Annotated in this window: 15 protein-coding genes and 1 other annotated feature; of the genes, 14 read left to right on the top strand and 1 reads right to left on the bottom strand. The window is 37.8% G+C overall.

What is annotated here, in order from left to right; translation table 11 throughout:
* The first annotated feature begins 106 nt into the window (after positions 1–106).
* The 13 genes from AC1VS3_RS09365 (at position 107) to AC1VS3_RS09305 (ending at position 19,413) form a co-directional block, all read left to right on the top strand.
* Positions 107–850, top strand: coding sequence for a hypothetical protein (locus tag AC1VS3_RS09365; protein ID WP_481275612.1), 744 nt, complete (start codon positions 107–109; stop codon positions 848–850).
* Between the two features lie 82 nt (positions 851–932).
* The gene (locus AC1VS3_RS09360; protein ID WP_119217062.1) at positions 933–1,451 is read left to right on the top strand and encodes a hypothetical protein; all 519 of its coding nucleotides are present in this window, start codon (positions 933–935) and stop codon (positions 1,449–1,451) included.
* 484 nt (positions 1,452–1,935) lie between these two features.
* Entirely contained in the window at positions 1,936–6,267 is a 4,332-nt protein-coding gene (locus tag AC1VS3_RS09355) for a PolC-type DNA polymerase III (protein WP_008687524.1), read from the top strand.
* Positions 6,268–6,498: 231 nt separating this feature from the next.
* On the top strand, positions 6,499–8,076 hold the full coding sequence (locus tag AC1VS3_RS09350; protein ID WP_008687527.1) for a ClC family H(+)/Cl(-) exchange transporter: 1,578 nt from the start codon (positions 6,499–6,501) through the stop codon (positions 8,074–8,076).
* 560 nt (positions 8,077–8,636) lie between these two features.
* Positions 8,637–9,068 (top strand): division/cell wall cluster transcriptional repressor MraZ, encoded by a 432-nt coding sequence (mraZ, locus tag AC1VS3_RS09345; protein ID WP_008687528.1) that lies wholly within the window; start codon positions 8,637–8,639, stop codon positions 9,066–9,068.
* Positions 9,065–10,000, top strand: a complete 936-nt coding sequence (rsmH, locus tag AC1VS3_RS09340) for a 16S rRNA (cytosine(1402)-N(4))-methyltransferase RsmH (protein WP_008687530.1) — start codon at positions 9,065–9,067, stop codon at positions 9,998–10,000. Before mraZ ends, rsmH begins: the two co-directional genes overlap by 4 nt.
* Before the next feature lie 6 nt (positions 10,001–10,006).
* Entirely contained in the window at positions 10,007–10,327 is a 321-nt protein-coding gene (locus tag AC1VS3_RS09335; RefSeq protein ID WP_008687532.1) for a hypothetical protein, read from the top strand.
* A gap of 12 nt (positions 10,328–10,339) precedes the next feature.
* The gene (locus AC1VS3_RS09330; RefSeq protein ID WP_008687534.1) at positions 10,340–12,529 is read left to right on the top strand and encodes a penicillin-binding protein; all 2,190 of its coding nucleotides are present in this window, start codon (positions 10,340–10,342) and stop codon (positions 12,527–12,529) included.
* A 306-nt stretch (positions 12,530–12,835) separates the two neighbouring features.
* On the top strand, positions 12,836–14,755 hold the full coding sequence (locus AC1VS3_RS09325) for a penicillin-binding transpeptidase domain-containing protein (protein ID WP_481275611.1): 1,920 nt from the start codon (positions 12,836–12,838) through the stop codon (positions 14,753–14,755).
* On the top strand, positions 14,739–16,208 hold the full coding sequence (locus tag AC1VS3_RS09320) for a UDP-N-acetylmuramoyl-L-alanyl-D-glutamate--2,6-diaminopimelate ligase (RefSeq protein ID WP_008687538.1): 1,470 nt from the start codon (positions 14,739–14,741) through the stop codon (positions 16,206–16,208). Before AC1VS3_RS09325 ends, AC1VS3_RS09320 begins: the two co-directional genes overlap by 17 nt.
* Positions 16,199–17,161, top strand: a complete 963-nt coding sequence (mraY, locus tag AC1VS3_RS09315; RefSeq protein ID WP_008687540.1) for a phospho-N-acetylmuramoyl-pentapeptide-transferase — start codon at positions 16,199–16,201, stop codon at positions 17,159–17,161. Before AC1VS3_RS09320 ends, mraY begins: the two co-directional genes overlap by 10 nt.
* Position 17,162: 1 nt before the next feature.
* On the top strand, positions 17,163–18,479 hold the full coding sequence (gene murD / locus AC1VS3_RS09310; protein ID WP_008687541.1) for a UDP-N-acetylmuramoyl-L-alanine--D-glutamate ligase: 1,317 nt from the start codon (positions 17,163–17,165) through the stop codon (positions 18,477–18,479).
* Positions 18,480–18,573: 94 nt separating this feature from the next.
* Positions 18,574–19,413, top strand: coding sequence for an undecaprenyl-diphosphate phosphatase (locus AC1VS3_RS09305; protein WP_008687543.1), 840 nt, complete (start codon positions 18,574–18,576; stop codon positions 19,411–19,413).
* A gap of 282 nt (positions 19,414–19,695) precedes the next feature.
* On the opposite strand, the gene trpS is transcribed toward AC1VS3_RS09305, so the two are convergent.
* Entirely contained in the window at positions 19,696–20,682 is a 987-nt protein-coding gene (gene trpS, locus AC1VS3_RS09300; protein ID WP_008687545.1) for a tryptophan--tRNA ligase, read from the bottom strand.
* 35 nt (positions 20,683–20,717) lie between these two features.
* Positions 20,718–20,925: a binding site (T-box leader), on the bottom strand.
* Between the two features lie 459 nt (positions 20,926–21,384).
* Between trpS and spx the strand changes: the two genes are divergently transcribed.
* A complete protein-coding gene (gene spx / locus AC1VS3_RS09295; protein WP_008687546.1) occupies positions 21,385–21,819 on the top strand; it encodes a transcriptional regulator Spx in 435 nt (144 codons plus the stop codon).
* Positions 21,820–22,124: the final 305 nt, after the last annotated feature.

Genomic DNA, 22,124 nt, shown 5'->3' with positions numbered 1-22,124 from the left:
TTGTAATTGATGGTGAAGGTTCAAAGGTTATTTGCAAAGACTAATTTGAAAATTCAAGTTTGTAGAACTGTATTAAATCATAAAATCACATTGGGGGGTGGCAATTATGCGATATAAAAAAATTGTATTGAGTATTATAGCAAGTGTGCTTTGTCTGGGACTATTAAATGGTTGTAGTTGCTATTCGCATGATTTTAACTCTAGTGAAGAAGCACAAAAATATATCTTATCCAAATTAAAGGGCAAATACAATGAAGAATTTATCATTACAGAAGTAAAGGAGTACAAAGAAGAAAAAATAGGATTAAACTGGATTAGGGCAAATGTTTCTAGTAAAGAAAATTCTTCTCAAATTGCTACTGTATATGCACGAAATACTGGATTTTTTGAGGATAGTTATCATGTTTATTACTATTCTGATGAAATAGAAGAACTTGCAACTCCTTTATTTCAAGATAAGCCTTTCATAAGAAATTATCAACTTGAAGTACAAGGGCATACAACAACGACAGAATGGAATGGTAAGGAAAGTGTAGAAGAATATCTGAAAAAAAGAGAATATGAAATAGAAACAAGCATATATCTTAATGATGGAAAAACAGACGAGGAATATGCAGAAGAAATTTCCCATATCATGCAGGAAATTGTAGAAAGTAATTTGGTTTTAAATATTTCAGTATATACAAATGATGATAACATTATTTTCTATTCTCTACCAGAACAGCACAGTCAACCAGATGTAGAAGCGATTTTAGAAAAAATGGAAGATGTTAAAAGACAACAAGAAACAAAAAAAGATTATAAGGAATGGAAAAAACAAAATCAAAATAATGAAACAAATTCTGATTGAATGTTGTAATAGGAGTGATTAGACAATGAAATTTTTTCTTTATTTTTTAACAATAGCATTTGGTATAGTATGTTTTGTAATTATGAAAAAGAAACGCTATAAAGTCATGCCACTTATCTGTTTGATTATGTTTATTTGTTTCATTGGCTTTGGAATTATTTCCTTAGTATATTCATTTGTTCCATATGGGGAGATATTTGTGATGCCATTAGGATCTATTGTCTTTGGTTTGATATCTATTTTGGTTGGAGTAAATGATTTGTATTCTTTATTGTGTTGTAGAAAAAAAGTGGACGGCGTGTATTGTGGCTACAACACATATTATGGTGGCAATGGTATTTCTACACAAGCTCCAGTATTTGAATATACATATAACGGAACATATTATCGTGAGCAAACAACACAGAATATATCTCATAAACGATTAAATAAGGGTATGACGCAAGGAAAAATGTATAGCATATATATTGACCCAAAACACCCAGCAGTATTTGTTCTGACTAAAAGAATTAGAATAGGAACAATAGTCGCAATAATATTAGGGTTATTTCTATTTACTGGTGGAATTGATTTCTTCTTGCCTATGCTATCGGGTCGGTAGGAGACACCTTGTTGGTAAATTGTCTGATAACTTCATATCCCTACATACAAAGCAGTTAGTCTTATGATTGACTGCTTTTTAAAAAGACACCATTTAGGTGTAATGATGTCTTTTGGGTGTTATTTTATAGTCATATCAAGGCTCATTCAATCGTGGTAAATTAGTGGTAAAATGAATGGTTTTCTATACTCCAAAATGCTTGAAAGTATAGTGGTTATGCGAATAATCCAAAATTAGATATAAAAATTTTTTTAAATTACCAATCCCAATTATAAAGATGTAAGTGGGAGTGTTTCCATCATCATCAAGAAAAAACCCTGATATTATAGAGGAATGTACCATCTTCATCACAAAGAAAGCAGCTTATAAAAATGAGGCTGTTTTTATTTTATGTGAAAATATGAAAATCGAAATCCTTTGCCTTTTTACTTTTGCTAAAGAACGATTTATGATATCATAAGAAACGTAAGAAATGAGGAATTGGATGGAACTGAAACTGATTGATTTAGTAAAGAAAATGGAAGAGGATAATCCCGATCTTGTCTATTTTGAACAAGGCTCTTTTAACATGAAACCGGTATATCGCAAGCGCAGCAATGTTTTGCATATGGAATTGGCCTTACCTAAGCTATTGCCTTTTCAGGTATGGCATGTTTTTTGTATGCGTTTAGCAAAAATTACTCGTTGTAAAACCGAAGTATATCTTACCGTAGAAAACAGTGATACGTCGATCTTAGAAGTAAGTGAATATATCCAGCACTTTGTCAGTCTGCATCCAACGTTGCGTATTTTTCAGGACAGTCTGCCATCCTTAGAGAAAAAGTATCTGATTTATCATATTGCGAATGAAACTGATCGTGATATCGCAATTCAAAATAAACATCTGCTTGAAGAGTTTTTGAAAAACTGTGGCTTCCAATTGGCAATTACGGTTGAAGAAATGAAGGTCAGCGTAAAGATTCCAACGGTGAAGATGAAAGAGGAAGCGCCTAAGCCGACACAAGTATATGAAGAGAAAAAAGCCTATAGCTTTAAACCTAAAAAGAAAAAGGGCTTAGATGGGTATGTGCCCTTTTCCATTCATGATATTAGCGAAGAATGTCATGATATTCGCATCCATGGGAAGATCTTTGACAGTGAAGTAAGAACTTTACGAAATGGCAAGGATATTCAGACACTGTGGATTGCGGATGACGATGATGCCATCATCATGAAGCGTTTTGAACGTGGTTCTATCACAAAGGAAGTTCTTAATGAAATCGGTGCCGGAGATTGTGTCGTTGCATATGGACGAGTGGAGTTTGATTCCTATTCTCGTGAACTGGTCTTTATGCCGGATGTGATCCAGAAGGTACCTGAAGTCAAACGTGTGGATGAAGCAGAAGAAAAGCGTGTAGAGTTACACGTACATACGAAGCTATCTGAAATGGATGGGGTATGTGATATCAGCGAGTATATCAAAACAGCGAATGAATGGGGCTGGGATGCGATTGCGTTGACTGATCATCGTGTTGTTCAGGCATTTCCTACTGCACAGACGGTGGTTGATGGCATTAACAAGAAACGTGAAACACCGATGAAGATCTTATATGGTGTGGAAATGAATATGGTTGACCCTATGTTACAGATCGTGCGCAATGGGGATGACACGGAACTGGAAAAGGGAACCTATTGTGTATTCGACTTAGAAACGACCGGTTTATCTTCGCGCTTTGATCATATCATTGAGTTTGGCGGGCAGATCATGAAAGATCGCACCTGCATAAAAAGCTTACAGCTGTTTGTCAAACCACCGATTGCCTTAAGTGCATTCACAACTGAATTAACCAATATTTCAGAAGAAAACATGAAGAATGCCAAACCGTTTGCGGAATGTGTCGATGAGATTCTGGAATTTATCGGTGATAGTATCTTAGTTGCCCACAATGCCAGCTTTGACTATGGCTTCTTAAATGCGGAATTAGAACGTATCGGTCGTAAGCCATTAATGAATCCGGTCATTGATACCTTGGATCTGGCCCGCAGTATGATGGATCGCAAAGGTTATCGCTTGGGCAATCTGGCACGTCAGTATGGTATTCGCTATGATGAAGATGTAGCCCATCGTGCTGATTATGATGCTGAAGTGTTGGCTCAGGTCTTTATGCATATGTTAAATGATCTAAAGCATATCAAAACCTTGAAACAGTTACAAGATATGCAAGATCCTGATTGTTTTAATAAAGTCAGAGATAAGCATGTGACTATCCTTGCGAAAAACATGGCAGGTTTAAAGGAATTGTTTGAGCTGATTACACTCTCGCATACGGAATATTTAAGCTATAATCGTAAAAGTACAGCAAATGTTGTCGCAGAACCGCGCATCATTCGTAAAGAAATAGAAAAGCGCCGGATGAACGGCAATTTATTGATCGGCTCTTCCTGTGTGAATGGGGAAGTTTTCGACATGGCCCAGACGCGCAGTGAAAAAGAGTTAGCAGAGGTCATGCAGTTTTATGACTACATCGAAATACAGCCACTTGCCAACTATCGTTTCTTAGTAGAACGCAATTCCATCGTAGATGAAGCGCGGTTAAAAGAAATCTTAATGTCCATCGTGGAAAAGGCAGAAGAGATGGGAAAAATCGTCGTGGCAACCAGTGATGCGCATTATGTGCATCCTAATGAAAAGCTGATTCGTGACATTTATATCAATTCTCAGGCGATTGGCGGTATGCGTCATGCCTTATATATTTACAATCAGGAACGTCGCCGCAAGTTTAAAAGCCCGGATCAGCATTTGCGTACCACGGATGAAATGTTAAAAGAATATGCTTGGTTGGGCCAACAGCGTGCTTATGATATGGTCATTAAGAATACCAAGGCGATAGCGGATCAGATTGAAGTGATACGTCCGGTCAAGGATGCTTTATATCCACCGGATATTGAAGGTTCTGATCAAAAGCTAAGAGAAATTTGTTTTGAAAATGCCCATAAGAAATATGGACCTGTCTTACCGGATATCGTGGAGAAACGCTTAAATCGAGAATTGGATAGTATCATCGGCGCCGGTTATTATGTGGTTTACTATATTTCTCATTTATTGGTAAAGAAGAGCTTGGATGATGGATATCTGGTAGGTTCGCGAGGTTCGGTAGGATCTAGCTTTGTCGCTACGATGTCAGAGATTACTGAGGTAAATCCTTTAGCACCTCATTATGTCTGCCCGAAATGCCATTATGTAAAGTTCTTTACCGATGGCAGTGTGTTAAATGGCTATGATTTACCAGATATTGAATGTCCGAATTGTGGAGAAACAATTCGCGGTGATGGACACGATATTCCTTTTGAAACCTTCTTAGGTTTTGAAGGTGATAAGGTGCCGGATATCGACTTGAATTTCTCCGGTGATTATCAGCCCAATGCCCATGCCTATACCAAAGAAGTGTTTGGTGAAGACCATGTATATCGTGCCGGTACGATTGGTACGGTAGCCGAAAAAACGGCGTTTGGTTATGTGAAAGGCTATGAGGAAGAGATGGGAATTGAAGGCAGTATGCGCAATGCCCAGATCTTGCGTTTAGCAAAAGGTTGTGAAGGCGTCAAACGAACGACCGGTCAACATCCAGGTGGCATCGTCGTCGTCCCATTGGATTTAGATGTGCATGATTTTACACCGGTACAATATCCTGCCAATGACCCGTATGCGGAATGGAAGACGACGCATTTTGACTTCCATCAGATTCATGATAATATCTTGAAATTTGATATCCTTGGTCATGTGGATCCTACAGCGATGAAGATGTTGGAGCGTATGAGTGGAATTGATGTAACGACCATTCCTATGAACGATCCGGAAACCATGAGCATTTTCTCTAAGGTGGATGCGTTAAAAATAGATACTAGTAAGAATACCGAAGAAACTGGAGCTGCCGGCTTACCGGAGTTCGGTACACCGTTTGTTCGTGGAATTCTGGAGTTAACACGTCCAACCACATTTGATGAGTTATTGAAAATATCCGGTTTATCTCATGGTACAGATGTATGGTTAGGCAATGCCAAGGATCTGATTGATGATGGTATTTGTACATTAAAGAGCGTAATCGGATGTCGTGATGACATCATGGTGTATTTATTGCACAAGGGCTTGCGTCCAAAACTGGCCTTTACGATCATGGAAAGTGTTCGTAAAGGAAAAGGACTGAAGGATGAATGGATACCGGAGATGAAAGAAAACGGGGTGGAAGACTGGTATATTGAATCTTGTAAAAAGATCAAATACATGTTCCCGAAAGCCCATGCCGTTGCCTATGTCATGATGGCCATCCGCATTGCTTGGTTTAAGGTGCATGAACCGCAATATTACTACTGTATGTTCTTTAGTATTCGTTGTGATGCATATGATATTGAAACAATGATCAAGGGAGAACAATCCATTCGTAAAAAGATGCAGGAAATTGACTTTAAGTTGCATGACAACGCGCAGAAAAAGGATGTCACCAAGAAGGATAAGGATACTTATAATACTTTAGAGCTGGCATTGGAAATGACATTGCGTGGTTATTATTTCGCTAATATTGATTTAATGCGTTCCGCCAGTCGTGATTTTATTGTCGATCCAGAACGACCTAACTACATTATTCCTCCTTTCACCAGTATTGATGGCTTGGGAGAAAGTGTTGCGGATACTGTTGTGGAAGCTCGCAAGAATGGGGCATTCTTATCCAAAGAGGATTTACAGCGAAGAACCGCCTTGAGTGGTACGCTGATTAAGAAACTGGAGTCGATGGGGGTTTTAGAAGGCTTACAGGAAGAAAATCAGATGTCCTTATTTTAAAAAGCTGAATCATATACGATTAGAAACAAGCAACAACAGGAAAATCATAGAAAAGGCTTATCGCCACATATGATCGAATCAAAGTGTGTGGGATAAGTCTTTTTTGATGATAAGGAAAAGTTTTATGAGATATGTGTTCCTAAAGCACATTGCATAGGAGAAAAAGATTTGTATTTGTCACTATGTAAAGATAATGCTATACTTTTTATGTAATTGGAAAGAGGGAGTAACATGAAAAAGGAGAAGGGCAGTACTCGTCATATTTTAGAGAGTGAAGGAAATTTTAAATATGTGTTGATCATGGAAGGCTTGGCTTGTGGATTACTTGCCGGATTGATCGCCATTATCTATCGTTTGCTATTAGGCTATGCGGAACAGTTTATTGCCTTTATGGCATCCGTGATTTGGGATAACCTTCTCTATATTATAGGGTGGTTTCTCTTTTTGTTAGTGCTTGGTGTTTTGATTGGCTGGTGCCTAAAACAAGAACCATTGATTTCAGGAAGTGGTATCCCTCAGGTGGAAGGAGAAATCATTTCGTTTCTTGATCAAAAATGGTATAAAATATTGCCTTATAAAATTGTTGCTGGGACCTTATGCGCTTTTGGAGGGTTATCATTAGGGCGAGAAGGGCCAAGTATTCAATTAGGAGCTATGGGTGGCAAGGGTATGTCACGTATCTTTCATCGTGTAAAGATGGAAGAAAAATTATTATTGACTTGTGGTGCAGCGGCAGGACTTAGTGCGGCATTTAATGCGCCTTTGGCAGGTGTCATGTTTGCCTTGGAAGAGGTACATAAAAACTTTTCCGTTTCTGTTTTAGTTTCGGTCATGTGTGCCAGTGTTACCGGTGATTTTCTATCACAATATGTGTTTGGCTTAGAACCGGCATTTCATTTTGTAGTCACAGAAACTTTACCATTAGGCTATTATGGAAGCATTCTGTTGTTAGGCATCATTTGTGGTTTATGTGGTGTCCTATATAATAAGATGACGTTAAAGTTTCAGGATTGGTATGAAAAAGTGCCAAGACTAAAAGCCCATTATCGTGTTTTGATTCCTTTAATGATTGCCGGTGTGCTTATGCTCATCCTTCCTGAAGTGTTAGGCAGTGGGCATACGATGATCGAGATGTTAAGTGGAAAAGAGCCATTGCTCTTAAAAACCTTGATTTTATTGCTGGTAGTAAAATTTATCTTTTCTTTAGCTAGCTTTGGCAGTGGAGCACCCGGTGGCATCTTTTTCCCATTGTTGGTGCTCGGCAGTTTTGTAGGAGCCATTTATGGCCTTATCGCCATACAGTATTTTCAGATTCCTGAGATGTATCTGGCAAACTTTATTATCATGGCCATGGCTGCTTTCTTTGCGGCAATCGTACGAGCACCGATTACCGGTATTATTTTGATTGCGGAAATGAGTGGCACTTTGACGCATTTATTACCTTTAGCGCTAGTTTCCTTATGTGCTTACTTAACGGCCAATATATTGAATTGTGATCCCATTTATGAAAGTTTATTGCATAAGCTTTTATGGAAGAATGGTGTGAATTTAGATGCGTTTCAAGGAAAGAAACATATTGTTGAAGCCGCAATTGAAATCGGCAGCGAGGTATGTGAGAAAAAGGTCAGTGATATTGCCTGGCCGGGCAAATGTCTGATTATCAGCATTCATCGAGGAAATGCCGAAATTATTCCTAAGGGAGATACTGTCTTATTTACCGGAGATACATTAATGGCTTTGATCAATGATGAGGATGCTCCTTATGTGCAACATGCTTTAGAAAAATTATGTACTAGAAAGTTATCGTAATGGTTGTTACTTAGAAAACGAATAAAACTTAGTCGTTTTCTGTATATATCGATGTTATGGATTGTAGGAAGCATTAATTTTATGACCTATGAGGTGTTACATGATGTCTTGCTTACATCCTACCTTTTGCTGTTTTCTATATACCTTATACCTTGTCAATTTGGCGTTGTGTGGATTTGCTTATGCATTGCTGATGAAATATAATATTACTTTTTTTCCTAAATCGTTTTGTCGGAGAAAAAAGATGAAATGAAATAAAATGATAAAGTCATGGAACACCATGGCTTTTTTTTGCGGCGTTAAGCATAAGAAAAACAGAAATGTTGTTGAGAAGCAATTCGTTTTACAAATGATGTAAGAGGGAATTCATCTGCTTCTTGCGTATTTCAACTTATATGCCACATAAGATACTCAGAAAAAACTGGAAAGAAAGGAGATTTTGTAAGCATTTGTAAAAAAGCGACAAATAAAAGTTAGAAATTATCTATACAAATAGCATAAAAAGCGATATAATGGTGGAGTAAAGTAGCACAAAGTGGTGGAAAGTGGAGGTAAACGTCATGTTCATGGGTGAATACGCACACAATATTGATAAAAAAGGGCGTATCATCATTCCGGCAAAATTCCGTGAAGAACTTGGCGATACGCTCATCATCACACGCGGTTTAGACGGCTGCTTAAGTATTTATACAAAGGAACAATGGCAGCTCATTTATGAACAGCTGATGAAATTGCCATCCACCAAGAAAGATGCCCGCATGTTTGTACGTATGATGACAAGCAAAGCGGCAGAATGTGAAATTGATGCACAGGGAAGGATCTTAATCCCATCCTCATTAATCAAACTTGCGGATCTGACAAAAGAATGCCGTATCATCGGTGCTGCTAACCATGTGGAAATCTGGTCCAAAGAGCGCTGGGAACCACTGGATGAAGATGGTGATGCTGCATTTGAAGAGATTGCGGAAAATCTTACGGAGTTTCTATTATGAACAAACATTACAGTGTCTTGCTGCAGGAAAGCATAGAAGGACTACATATACAACATGATGGCATTTATGTGGATGGAACGCTGGGTCGAGGAGGACACAGTTGTGAGATCTTGAAACAAATTCCTGACGGTCATTTATATGCATTTGACCGTGATGCCAGTGCGATTGAAGAATCGACACCAAGACTATTGCAGGTGGCAGATAACTTCACATGCATCCATAGCCCATTCTCTCATCTGAAAGAAGAACTTTCGGCTTATGGTGTAAATAGAATTGATGGTTTGGTACTAGATTTAGGAGTAAGTTCTCCCCAATTCGATGAAGCAGAACGCGGCTTTTCTTATCGTTTTGATGCTCCATTGGATATGCGAATGGATCAAAGTCAGGCATTAAATGCTTATGAGATCGTAAACACTTGGAGCTATCAAGATTTAGTAAAGATTTTTTATACCTATGGAGAAGAGACGTTTGCTAAACAGATTGCGCGCAATATTGAAAAGAAACGCATAGATAAACCAATTCGTACAACCTTTGAATTGGTAGATGTTATTAAGGCATCACTTCCGGCAAAGGTACTGAATAAGAAAGGACATCCTGCGAAAAAGGTGTTTCAAGCGATACGGATTGCCGTAAACGATGAATTACGGGAATTAGAAGAAGTGTTGCAAGAGGCCTTGCAAATGCTGAATCCTCATGGACGAATTTGCGTGATCAGTTTTCAGTCGTTGGAAGATCGTATCGTAAAAGAGGCTTTCCAAACAGCAAGTCGTCCTAAGCAATATGACAAGCGCATTCCTATCTTACCAAGTGATATGGAAGAAGCGCCCTATAAACTCATCAACAAAAAACCAATTACCGCGCAAGAAGAAGAACTGATGGAGAACAACCGCAGTCATTCAGCGAAATTAAGAATTATAGAAAGGATAAGGTAAGTAACAATGGCAAAGGCGAAATTAGTAAAACGTAAAAGAAGATTCCGTATCGAAGGTGTGGCAACACTGCTGTTGACACTGGCAGTGCTGTTATTTTTAGGTGCGCGTATTGGATTGAAATCGTATAACTATAACCTTTCCATTGAAGCTAGTAAGGTAGAAGAAAAAGCAACAACCTTAAAAGAAACTGTTAGTAGTCTAGAAAACGAAGTAAATAAATTAGAAAATCGTGAACGTGTATTAGGCATGGCAGAAAAAGATGGCATTAAAACGAATCAGGATCAGGTCGTTGTCATGGGGGATGAGGACAAGAAGAACAATGAGTAAAGGTGGATGACTATGAATCCTAGAAGAAGTAATCGTACATTGGCAGGATTGCTGATCATCATGATGGTAATAGCAACACTCATTTTATCAAATGTGCTTTTTACTATGGTGACGCAGAAGCATTTTCGTAGTGGTGTCAATGTAAAAGATTTTAAAGAACCCGATATCTCTAACACAACGGTATTAAAAGGAAACCGGGGAACGATTTATGATCGCGGTGGAGAAGTAATCGCACAGGATGAAGATACCTATACGCTTGTTGCGATTTTGGATAAAAGTCGCAAAGGAATCGGCAATGTGCCGGCATATGTAAAAAATGTGGATAAGACGGCGCGTTTACTAGCACCAAAGCTAGATATGAAGGAAGATTCTATACGTGATATCTTACAAAATGCAATTGATAATAAACAATATCAGACTGAACTAGGAACAAAAGGAAAAAATCTTTCCAAAAGTGTAAAAGAGAGCATTGAAGCATTAGAATTACCTGGTATTACATTTACCAAGTCAGTGGAACGCAGTTATCCTACGGGCACATTTGCTTCGCATTTAATCGGTTATGCACAATATAATGAACAAAGCGGTCAAATCGAAGGACAGATGGGATTGGAAAAATCGTTGAATACTTTTTTACAAGGAGAAGACGGTATAGAGGTTTACCAAAAAGATGCCAATGGCAATATTTTACCAGGAACAAAATATACGAAAAAATATGCGAAGAATGGAAATGATGTGTATCTTACCCTAGATCGCAATGTACAACTTGCTTTACAAAGCAGTCTGAAAAAAACGATGAAAGAAGTTAAAGCCGATCGTGGTTGGGGACTGGTCATGGAAGTGGAAACAGGTAAGGTGCTAGGCTGGGCTGGTTTACCGAGTTTTGACTTAAATAAGCGCGATATAAAAGATTATCTGGATGTACCAAGTCAATACTTATATGAACCAGGTTCGGTTATGAAAGGCATTACTTACGCAGCCGCATTAGATAGCGGTAATTATCCATATAATAAAAAATATGATAGTGGGGTCTTTTATTTTGGTACAGATGAAAAAGGAAAAATTTATCGAAGTGCTACAAAAGTAGGCGGTATTCAGCCGATTTATGATGCATTAAACAAGAATTATGGCACGATTTCATTTGATAAAGGTTTTATTGTATCCAGTAATATCGCTATATGTGAACTGCTTACTAAATATATGGATCCAAGCATCTATCAGGATTATGTATTGAATAAATTTAAATTTAATCAAAAAGTTGATATTCCTTTTGTGGAAAACAGTAAAGGAAATATGAACTTTACTTATGCTTCAGAAAAGCTGAATACTGGTTTTGGTCAAGGTATTTCTGTAACAGCTTTGCAAATGGCACAGGCTTATACAGCAATTTTAAATGATGGCAAGATGGTGCGGCCATATGTAGTGGAACGTATTATTGATGCCAGCAGTGGCAAAACGATTCAACAGTATGACACAAAGCAAGTAGGACAGCCAATCTCAAAAAAGAGTGCAGATTATGTAAAGAAACTTATGAAACAGGTAATTGACGATAAAATGGGAACTGGTCATATACGTTATAAGATGGACGATGTTTCTATTGTCGCAAAGACCGGTACTGGACAGATTGCCAATGAACACGGGCAGTATGGTGATATTTATACGAACTCTGTTATGGCAGCGGCGCCGGCAGATGATCCTAAAGTCATGGTTTATTATGCGTTTGAAAGTTCTGAGTATTTAAGCTATTCCGGTGATCCTTTTAAAGAAGTGATGAAGGCTGCTTTAGTTGCGGAAAACATTACAGGGGAAGAGGGACAGAATCAGGAAACAAAAAAACAAAATCATGTGGAATGGAAAGAGTATACAATGCCATCTTTAGTGAATCACACATTGCGTTATGCAAAACAGAAATTAAAGGAAATGGATATAGATACCGTTGTTATTGGCAATGGAAATAGTATCGTAGCACAATTTCCGAAAGCTGGAGATGCTATTATGAGTAATCAACGTATGTTTTTGCTGAGTGATGGGGCGAAAATCGCTATGCCTAATATGAAAGGTTGGACAAAAAAAGATATTACTGCCTTTTGGAATCTGACTCATATTGAGGTACAGATGGAAGGAAGCGGCAGTGTGCATTCTCAGAATGTTAAGATGGGGAAAACCATTAGTAAGGATACGATCATTAAAGTCAAGATGAAATAAAAAATAGTGATTTCTCTTTGGAAAAGATTTATCTATGTAAATCGTTAAAAGAGGAATCACTGTTTTTAATGTTTGAAACAGAAACAAATGATAAAGAAAGAATATGGCTATCGGCTATGTTTCACCTTCATCATGTTTAGCATAGATGCTGTTGCAGGATTGGTAAGTTTTGAACTGTATCATGCAAGATGGTACTAAGAGCACATAGTTACATAAGGGTGCATGAAAATGCGATATGGTTAAGAAGGTAAAACAACAAAGACATGTTTTTGCTGAAATAGGCATACACTGCAATGAGGTGAGTGTATGATACGAGGAAAGGTCAAAACAAGGATTTCCATCATCTTTCTATGCGCTCTAGTAATTTTTGGCTGCATCCTTGGAAAACTGGGCTATGAACAGATCTTTCATCATACGGATATCATGGAGAAGGCATTGGATTTATGGGAACGTGATTTTACCGTTGCCGGTTTGCGGGGTTCTATCTTAGACAAACAAGGGAAGGTATTGGCCCATGATATACCATCGACATCGGTTATGGTCGTACCGGCACAGATTAAGCATCCTGATGAAACCGCAAAACAATTAGCACAAGTGTTAAACGCAGACGAAAAAACCATAAAAACAAAAATTACGAAACATGTCTCAACACAGAAAATCCAACCAGAAGGTCGGTTGATTAGTGATGAGAAAGCACGCAAGTTAGAGGCCATGGATTTGGAAGGTGTCTATCTGGTACAAGATTCTTTGCGTAACTATCCGAATAATAACTATTTGGCTCAGGTATTGGGGTTTACCGGTATTGATAATCAGGGGCTGGCAGGCTTGGAATTACAATATAATGATATTTTATCAGCCAAAAGTGGAGGATTGAATATTCCTTTTGATGCGAAAGGTCATAAAGTAGAACTGTATCAGGAAACTTATGAAGCTCCCGGTAGGGGCATGGATGTACAATTGACAATAGATGCCAAAATTCAGGATATCGTGGAACGAGAAATGAATAATTTGATGAAACGTTATCATCCTAAGTCAGCATTGGCATTAGCAATGAATCCGCAAACAGGAGAAGTGCTTGCTATGGTATCAAAACCAGATTTTGACCCAAATCATTATAAAGATTATTCCAGTGATGTTTACAACCGGAATTTGCCGATTTGGAAAAGTTATGAACCAGGTTCTACTTTCAAATCCGTGATTTTCGCAAGTGGTTTGGAATTGAAATTATATGATATGTTTAAAGACACTTATGATGATAAGGGGTATGAGATGGTTGGCGGTGCCCGCATTAAATCTTGGAAAGCAGGCGGTCATGGGCATCAGACCTTTCTTCAAGTGTTAGAAAACTCAAGTAACCCGGGCTTTGTGGAAATTTCACGACGTATGGGCTTGGATAGGGAATATGAGTATGTGACTAAATTTGGTTTTGGACAAAAGACCGGCATTGATCTGCCGGGGGAAAGTAAAGGTATTATGTTCAAAAAAGAAGTGATGGGTGAGCTAGAACAGGCTACAGTTGCTTTTGGCCAGGGACTGAGTGTGACACCGATTCAATTGGTAACGGCTTTTTCGGCAGTTGTCAATGGTGGTACTTTGTATACACCATACATTACCAAAAGCATTAATGATCCCATTACCCATGATCCGATACTAGAATTTAAACCTACCAAGAAACGTCAGGTAATCAGTGAAGAAACAAGTAAACTTATGCGCTATGCGTTAGAAAGCGTTGTGGCAAATGGGGGAGGAAAACCTGCCTATATGGAAGGCTATAAGATAGGTGGTAAGACTGGAACAGCACAGATAGCGGAAAAAGGAGTATATTCCACAAGTAATTATATTCTATCGTTTTTATCCGCAGCACCTATTGATGATCCTCAAATCGTGTTATATATTGCTGCCGATAGTCCACAAAATGATATTTTATATGGAGGTACGGTCATTGCGCCAATTGCGAAATCTTGTTATGAAGATATTCTTCCTTATTTAAAAGTGGAAAAAGCGGAAAAACAGATACCCAAAAAGTTAATTTGGCCAGAGACTGAAAATATCAAAGTTAAAAATTTTGTTGGGAAAAAGAAAAAAGATGTGCAGCAGGAAGGTGTGACCTTCACTTTTCTTGGTGAGGGAGATACCGTACTTGAACAAATGCCGGTAGATGGAACGACCCTTCCGGCAGAAGGTGGGGAGGTCTGGATCTATCTTGGTGATGACAAGGTTAAATGAACTATTAGGCATGCTTCATATCGCATGTGATGACACACGCATCTTGCAAGGTGTCAGTGATGATAGTCGCAAAGTTAAAAAAGATTGGCTGTTTGTCTGTCGAAAAGGGATTACCCATGATGGCGCTGCTTATATAGATGATGCTTTACGAAAAGGCGCAGTTGTATTATGCGATAAAAAAAGGCAATGGCGAAAAAATGGACAAAAAGTAGAAGCAACATCTCATCAGGAAAAAGAACAAGTCTATGCGTGTGAAGATGTAGAAGCGATTGCACAAGCACTGATTGAATTATACTTTGGTGATTTGTGTAAACACTTGTGTGTGATTGGTGTCAGTGGAACGAGTGGGAAAACCAGTGTTGCCTGTATCATCACACATATCTTACGGAAACAACAGAAAAAAACCTTTCGCATTGGCACCCATGAGGTAGATGATAATCAACATATACAAGCGATTCCAAACACTACACCGGACTCTTTCACTTTAGCTAATCTACTAAAAGAAGCAATTCAACAAGGCTTTACGCATATTGTTATGGAAGTGAGTTCGCATGCAATTGATCAGAATCGTATTTGTTTTATGAGTTATGATGCTATTGTTTATACAAACATTACACAAGATCATTTGGATTATCATTTCACGCGTACACATTATATGTATACAAAATTTAAGTTACGCCGTTATTTGAAAAAGGATGGCTTTATTATCATAAACAAGGATTTTCCTTATTTAATGAAATTACAGCACTTAAGTGATGCTAAACTTATAACTATCGGCTTTGATGCTGCCCATTTCACCATTGAGGATATGCATCTTAGTGAACAAGGCGCCATCTTTACAATCAATGGATATTCTTTTGTTATTCCTTTGTTGGGCAAGATGAATGTTTATAATACAACCGAAGCTATTGCCCTGTGCCATATGCTTAATATCACCTATGAACAACTGATTGCCAGCTGTCAAGATCTTCCATATGTAAGTGGGCGTATGGAATTGATGAAAGGAAAAAAACATACGGTCTTATTAGATTATGCACATACACCGGATGCTGTGGAAAAATTAATGGAATTCGCACGGTCTATTTGTCAAGGAAAGCTCTATATTATCGTCGGATGTGGTGGTGAGCGCGATCGCAGCAAACGTAAACTAATGGCTGATGCAGCTTGTAAATATAGTGATATGGCGATTTTTACAAGTGATAATCCACGTCATGAATCACTATCTACCATCCTTTTGGATATGTGTAAGACCACTTATCAAAATTATGAGGTAGTAGAAAATCGCTATTTTGCGATAAAATACACTATTAAAATAGCAAAAGAAAGTGATATAATAGTAATCGCTGGAAAAGGGAATGAAAAGACACAGGATGTGGAAGGCAGGATGTACCCCTTCGATGATGCGGACTGTGTAAGAAAACGTTTTGCGAAGGAGGAACTATTTTGGAAATAAAATATTTACTTGCATTCGGATGTAGCTTGGTATTGACACTGTTGGTAATGCCCAAGCTCATTCCGTTTCTACATAAAATTAAATTTGGACAAAGTGTGCGTAAGGAAGGTCCAAAAAGCCATATGGCAAAAACCGGGACACCAACCATGGGCGGCATCGTGTTTGTCCTAGTGCCTATATTGGTCATGGCCATCTTAAACTATAAGGCTTTTCTAACACCAGAAATGCTCATTGTCGTCTTCGCCTATTTAGGATATGCTTTGATTGGCTTTATCGATGATTTCTTAATTGTCGTAAAGAAGAATAACGATGGCTTAAAACCATCCATGAAGTTTTTGATGCAAAGTGTGTTAGCAGTAATCTTTTATTTTGCTTATACCCAGATAGCAAAAACTACGATTCAGATTCCTGTACTCCATATGACACTGGAATTGGGGTTCTTATATTTCATCTTGATTTTCTTTATGTTTACATGTGAAAGTAATGCGGTGAATTTAACAGATGGTCTGGATGGCTTATGTGCAGGAACTTCCTTAATTGCCATTGCACCATTTGTCATCTTTGCTTTATTACAAAAAAACAATGATCTGGCGATGTTTCTATTAGCGGTAAGTGGTGCCTTGCTTGGTTATTTACGCTTTAATATTCATCCTGCCAAAATTTTTATGGGTGATACGGGTTCTTTGGCCATTGGCGGTTTGTTGGCAGCTAGTGCGATGATTCTGAAACAGGAAATTTTGTTAGTGCTGATTGGCGGAGTCTTTGTGATGGAATTATTAAGTGTGGTTATTCAGGTAACCAGCTTTAAAGCGACCGGAAAACGTGTATTTCGGATGTCTCCCTTGCATCACCATTTTGAACTAGGTGGTATGAAGGAAACCAATGTCGTATTGATGTTTTGGTGTATCGGCTTAATCTTTGCGGTTGTTGGATTATGGCTGGGGGTGCTGTAATATGAAACCAAGTGTATTAGTTATCGGTGCTGCCAAAAGTGGTGTTGCCGTAGCCAAACTGTTAAATCGTCATGGTTATGCTGTCATCATCACGGATATGCAGGAAATTAAAGAAAAAGCTGAATTGCAAGAACGTGGTATCCAAGTTTATGAAAAAGGTCATCCGGATATATTAAAACGCGAGGATTACGCGTTTATTGTAAAAAATCCCGGTATCAAATATACAGTGCCATTTGTAAACTACTTTGTTCAACATCAAGTTAAAATAGTAACCGAAGTAGAAATCGGATATCGTTATGCATCGCATTTTCATTATGGAGCGATTACTGGCACAAATGGCAAAACCACGATTACGACCATGCTCTATGAAATGCTGCAGAGAAAAGGGAATGCGATTGTCGCAGGCAATATTGGCTTTCCATTATCCGCTTTGGCCTATGATTTTGAAGAGGAAGAAAAATATGTGGCATTAGAACTTAGCAACTTTCAGTTGTTAGGTATTGAAACTTTTGCACCAGAGGTCAGCGTTGTCTGTAATTTAGCACCAGATCATTTGGATTATATGCCATCAGTTGAAGCATATTATGAAAGCAAGATGCGGATATATGAAAATTGTCAAAAAGAGGACTGGTTTTTAAGAAATGTCGACGATCCTACAGTAGTTGCCTATGCGAAAAATATTCCTTGTACCACTATTGATTTTTCATTAACGCGTCAAGATGTGGATCTGTATCGCAAAGATGGCAAGGTATGGCTAGTTGATCTCATGCTGTTTGAAGAAAGCCGTTTTCCTATTGTCGGTGATTATAATTTATCGAATGCGATGGTCGCTGCCTGTATGGCCTATAAGCTTGGTGTGTCTTTAGCGGATATTCAAGCGACGATTGCTAGTTTTCAACCAGTCGAACATCGTTTAGAATATATTGGGGAAAAAGATGGGGTTAAATTTTATAATGATAGTAAAGCAACAAATACACATGCAGTTACCGCAGCTTTAAGCAGCTTTGATAAAAATATCCTACTGTTAGCGGGAGGACATGATAAAGGCATCAGCTTTCTAGATTTAAAGCAATATGATGATCGGGTAAAATGCTGTATCGCATTTGGTGAAACTAGAGAGCAATTTAAACCAATTTTCACGCATGTGGAAACTGTTGAAACAATGCAAGAGGCATTGCATACCGCAATCGCCAAGGCCCAAAGTGGAGATATCATTTTATTATCGCCGGCATGTTCCAGCTATGATCAATTTCCTAACTATGAGGTCAGAGGTACATTGTTTAAAGAAATGGTGCAGGCATATTTGGAAAAGGCCTAAAAACCTTACAAAATCGTTATAAAAAAACGATACTATCGACTTGCGTTTTATGGCAATTTGCGGTAGTATGAAAAAAATCTAAAAGGAGAAAAACATGTTTATAGAAATCTTAAAAGCTGCGCTATATGGAATCCTTGAGGGCATTACAGAATGGTTGCCCGTCAGCTCTACCGGCCATATGATCCTGTTTGAAGAAATTCTTCCCATGAAAGTATCAGAAAACTTCTGGAATGTTTTTTTGGTAGTCATTCAACTGGGGGCGATTTTGGCGGTCGTTTTACTGTATTGGAATAAAATATTTCCTTTTAACTTTAAAAATAAGAATCGTCCTTTTATCCGCTATGATATCATGAACTTATGGGGCAAAATTTTGGTTGCTTGTATCCCGGCTGCCATCGTTGGTATCGCATTTGATGACATCTTGGAGAAATATCTGTATACATCAGTGGTCGTTGCGACAATGCTGGTGTTGGTGGGTATTGCCTTTCTTATTATTGAAAATCGTAACCGTCATAAACGGGCAAGAGTGACTAGTTTGCAGGAACTAAGTTATGTAGATGCACTTAAGATTGGCGTGTTCCAGTTAATTGCAGCTATCTTTCCGGGAACTTCACGCAGTGGGGCAACTATTTTAGGCGGCTTGATGATTGGGGTCAGTCGAACAATTGCGGCAGAATTTACCTTCTTTTTAGCAATTCCGGTCATGTTTGGCGCAAGCTTATTAAAATTGCTGAAATTTGGTTTATCCTTTACTGGTGCTGAATTAGCAATCTTATGCACGGGCATGATCGTAGCCTTTCTCGTATCTGTCATCGTTATTCGCTTCTTGATGAGCTATATTAAAAAACATGACTTTAAGATCTTTGGCTATTATCGTATTGTTCTAGGCATTGTTGTCTTAGCCTGCTTCTTTATGGGAATCATTAAAATGTAAATAGAGCCATGCTGATATTCCTATATGAATATCAGCTTTTTTTATGTTGCAGCTAGCTGTGTACTTTATTATTTACCTATTACAGGTGAATGCATCGTGTTTAGCATCTTTTGCAAATTGTGTGCATACAAGAGGGTTTCTTTTGGTTCACTATTTGTTTGATACACGGCTTGTTTCTATACATATTTTTTGTTTTTATGCCAGTAAAAAAGCTGTCGCTCATGTGCCCCTTTTCATGATACATTAGGGTGTTTACATGTACGACAGCAGGAAAATGGTTATTTAGAAGATCTGGAAACCGATTTTCTTTTTTACTTTCATTAATTTTTTATGCGCAAAATAGCTGGCTTTCTCATTACCTTCTTTAATAACTTTTTCAGCAGCACCACTTTTTATGATTTCATGGTACTTTATTTGCAATTCCGTTAAAAAGTCAAATACAGCCTGTCCGACTTCCTTTTTCAATTCTCCATATCCTTTGCCTTCATAACGAGCTACGATATGATCAATTTCTTCGCCATTTAAAGAAGATAAAATCGTCAGTAAATTGGCAATGCCTGGCTGCTTTTCTGGTTCATATTGAATGATGCCAAGAGAGTCTGTAACAGCTGACATAATCTTTTTACGTGCAACTGCAGGCTCATCTAGCAAATCAATCGTACCTTTTGGATTATCTTCAGATTTAGACATCTTTTTTGTTGGATCTTGTAAGGAATAAATTTTGGCACCAACCTTTGCGACTAAAGGTTCTGGAATGGTAAAGGTATCTCCATAACGATTGTTGAAGCGTTCAGCTAGATTTCTGGTTAACTCGACATGTTGTTTTTGGTCAACTCCTACAGGAACATAATCAGCATCATATAATAAGATATCCGCAGCCATAAGGGAAGGATATGTGAACAGTCCTGCTGTTATTCCGGTCTCGCCCTTGGCAGTCTTATCTTTATATTGTGTCATGCGTTGTAATTCTCCCATATAGGAATTACAAGTCATGATCCAACCCAATTCGGCATGTTCATGTACATCACTCTGCAGGAAAATGGTGGTTTTCTCAGGATCCAGGCCACATGCTAGATACAGGGCAATGACATCTCTGGTATTTTTCTTTAATTCCGCTTTATCTTGGGCAACTGTAATGGCGTGCATATTAGCGATGAAAACAAACATTTCATAATCATCCTGGTAGGCGACAAAGTTACGGATGGCTCCGATATAATTTCCAAGTGTTAATCGCCCGGTTGGTTTAATGCCACTTAACATTCTTTTCATAATATATATCCTCTCCTAAAATAAAAAAGGTACCCAATAAGGACGCATGATGCATGCGTGGTACCAGCCTTCTTATTCATCTTCTTTATGATGAATCACTCTGTCGATAACGGTGACACCGATTCCTTAAAGGAATATGCTCCAAAGTTCCATTTCAAATAGCAGGCTGTACTGATTTACACCAACCATCAGTTCTCTATAAACAGTTTCTGTATTTTACTATACCTTCTTCATCGCATGTACTTTTCCTGTATATCATACTATCATTGAGAAAACTTGACAAGAGGTTAAATAAAAAATAGTACAGATGCAAGAAGTGTTTTCTTTGCCTACCTTTTTTAGTTGCACCATTAAATTCAGATACTTTGCCTACAGCAGTCAGCATAAAGATAACTCTCATCCTTTAGGATTCGTGATTTTTTTCTGAACATGTATAGTCACAAACATGAGGTATTCTACTTGCTATGCCTAATAACTTTGTTGTAATGTGCGAAAATATAAAAAAAAGAAGAGATATAACGCTGTTCATATGGTGAAGGAAGAGAAAAAAATTCAGAATTAGGGTATTTCAAATATTGATGGAACGTATTGATAGCTGGTAAGTATAAGGAATGGGAAAAATAAAAATTATCCAAAAATAACTTTTCTATTAATAAACAATTCGTTATAATGATAGAGTAAAGAAAAAGGAGGTCGTTGTTTATGATTATCTTGTATACCTCACCTGGATGTGCCAGCTGCCGTAAGGCGAAACAATGGCTGAAAGATAATGATATGAAATTCATAGAAAAAAACATTTTCACGACGTTGTTAAAAGAAGATGAAATCAAATATTTATTACAGCGTACAGAGAATGGAACGGAAGATATTATCTCAACGCGTAGTAAAGCGTTTCAGGAACTGCATCGGGATGTAGATGATTTATCCGTGAAGGAACTTGTCAGCATCATTCAGAAAAATCCATCTATATTAAAACGTCCGATTATGATTAATGAAAATAGTTTTGTGGTTGGTTATGATGATGATGAAATTACTGCTTTGGTACCTGCTAAACTACGCTTGACTGCTGAGAAGGCTTGTAATCCAAGCTGTGCGAATTATCCAATCTGTGGTAAGGTGCGGGAAGAAGCAGTATAATCATATCGCCATGTTAGATTTTGTATATGAGCCGTTATGACCATTCATAATTGTCATAGTTGATAGTTTTAAAATTATATACTCATATATTATAGAAATGTCATGTGAATGCATGGCATTTTTTATTAGATAATAAGCCATTGGATGTGTAATCGGAAAAGAGATGATATGGAAATAAGGAATGAAAAGATAAGAAAAGTTTGATATCTTGGATGTAATCGTTTACAGTATGAAAAGATAAAAAAGATCATTAAAAAGTGAAAAAAATAAAAAATAAGCGTTGACATGAAAGATAAATTGATGTA

Source organism: Longicatena sp. (genome assembly GCF_982403165.1).
The sequence above is the reverse complement of the archived record's forward strand: the minus strand, read 5'-3'. Positions and strand labels throughout refer to the sequence as shown.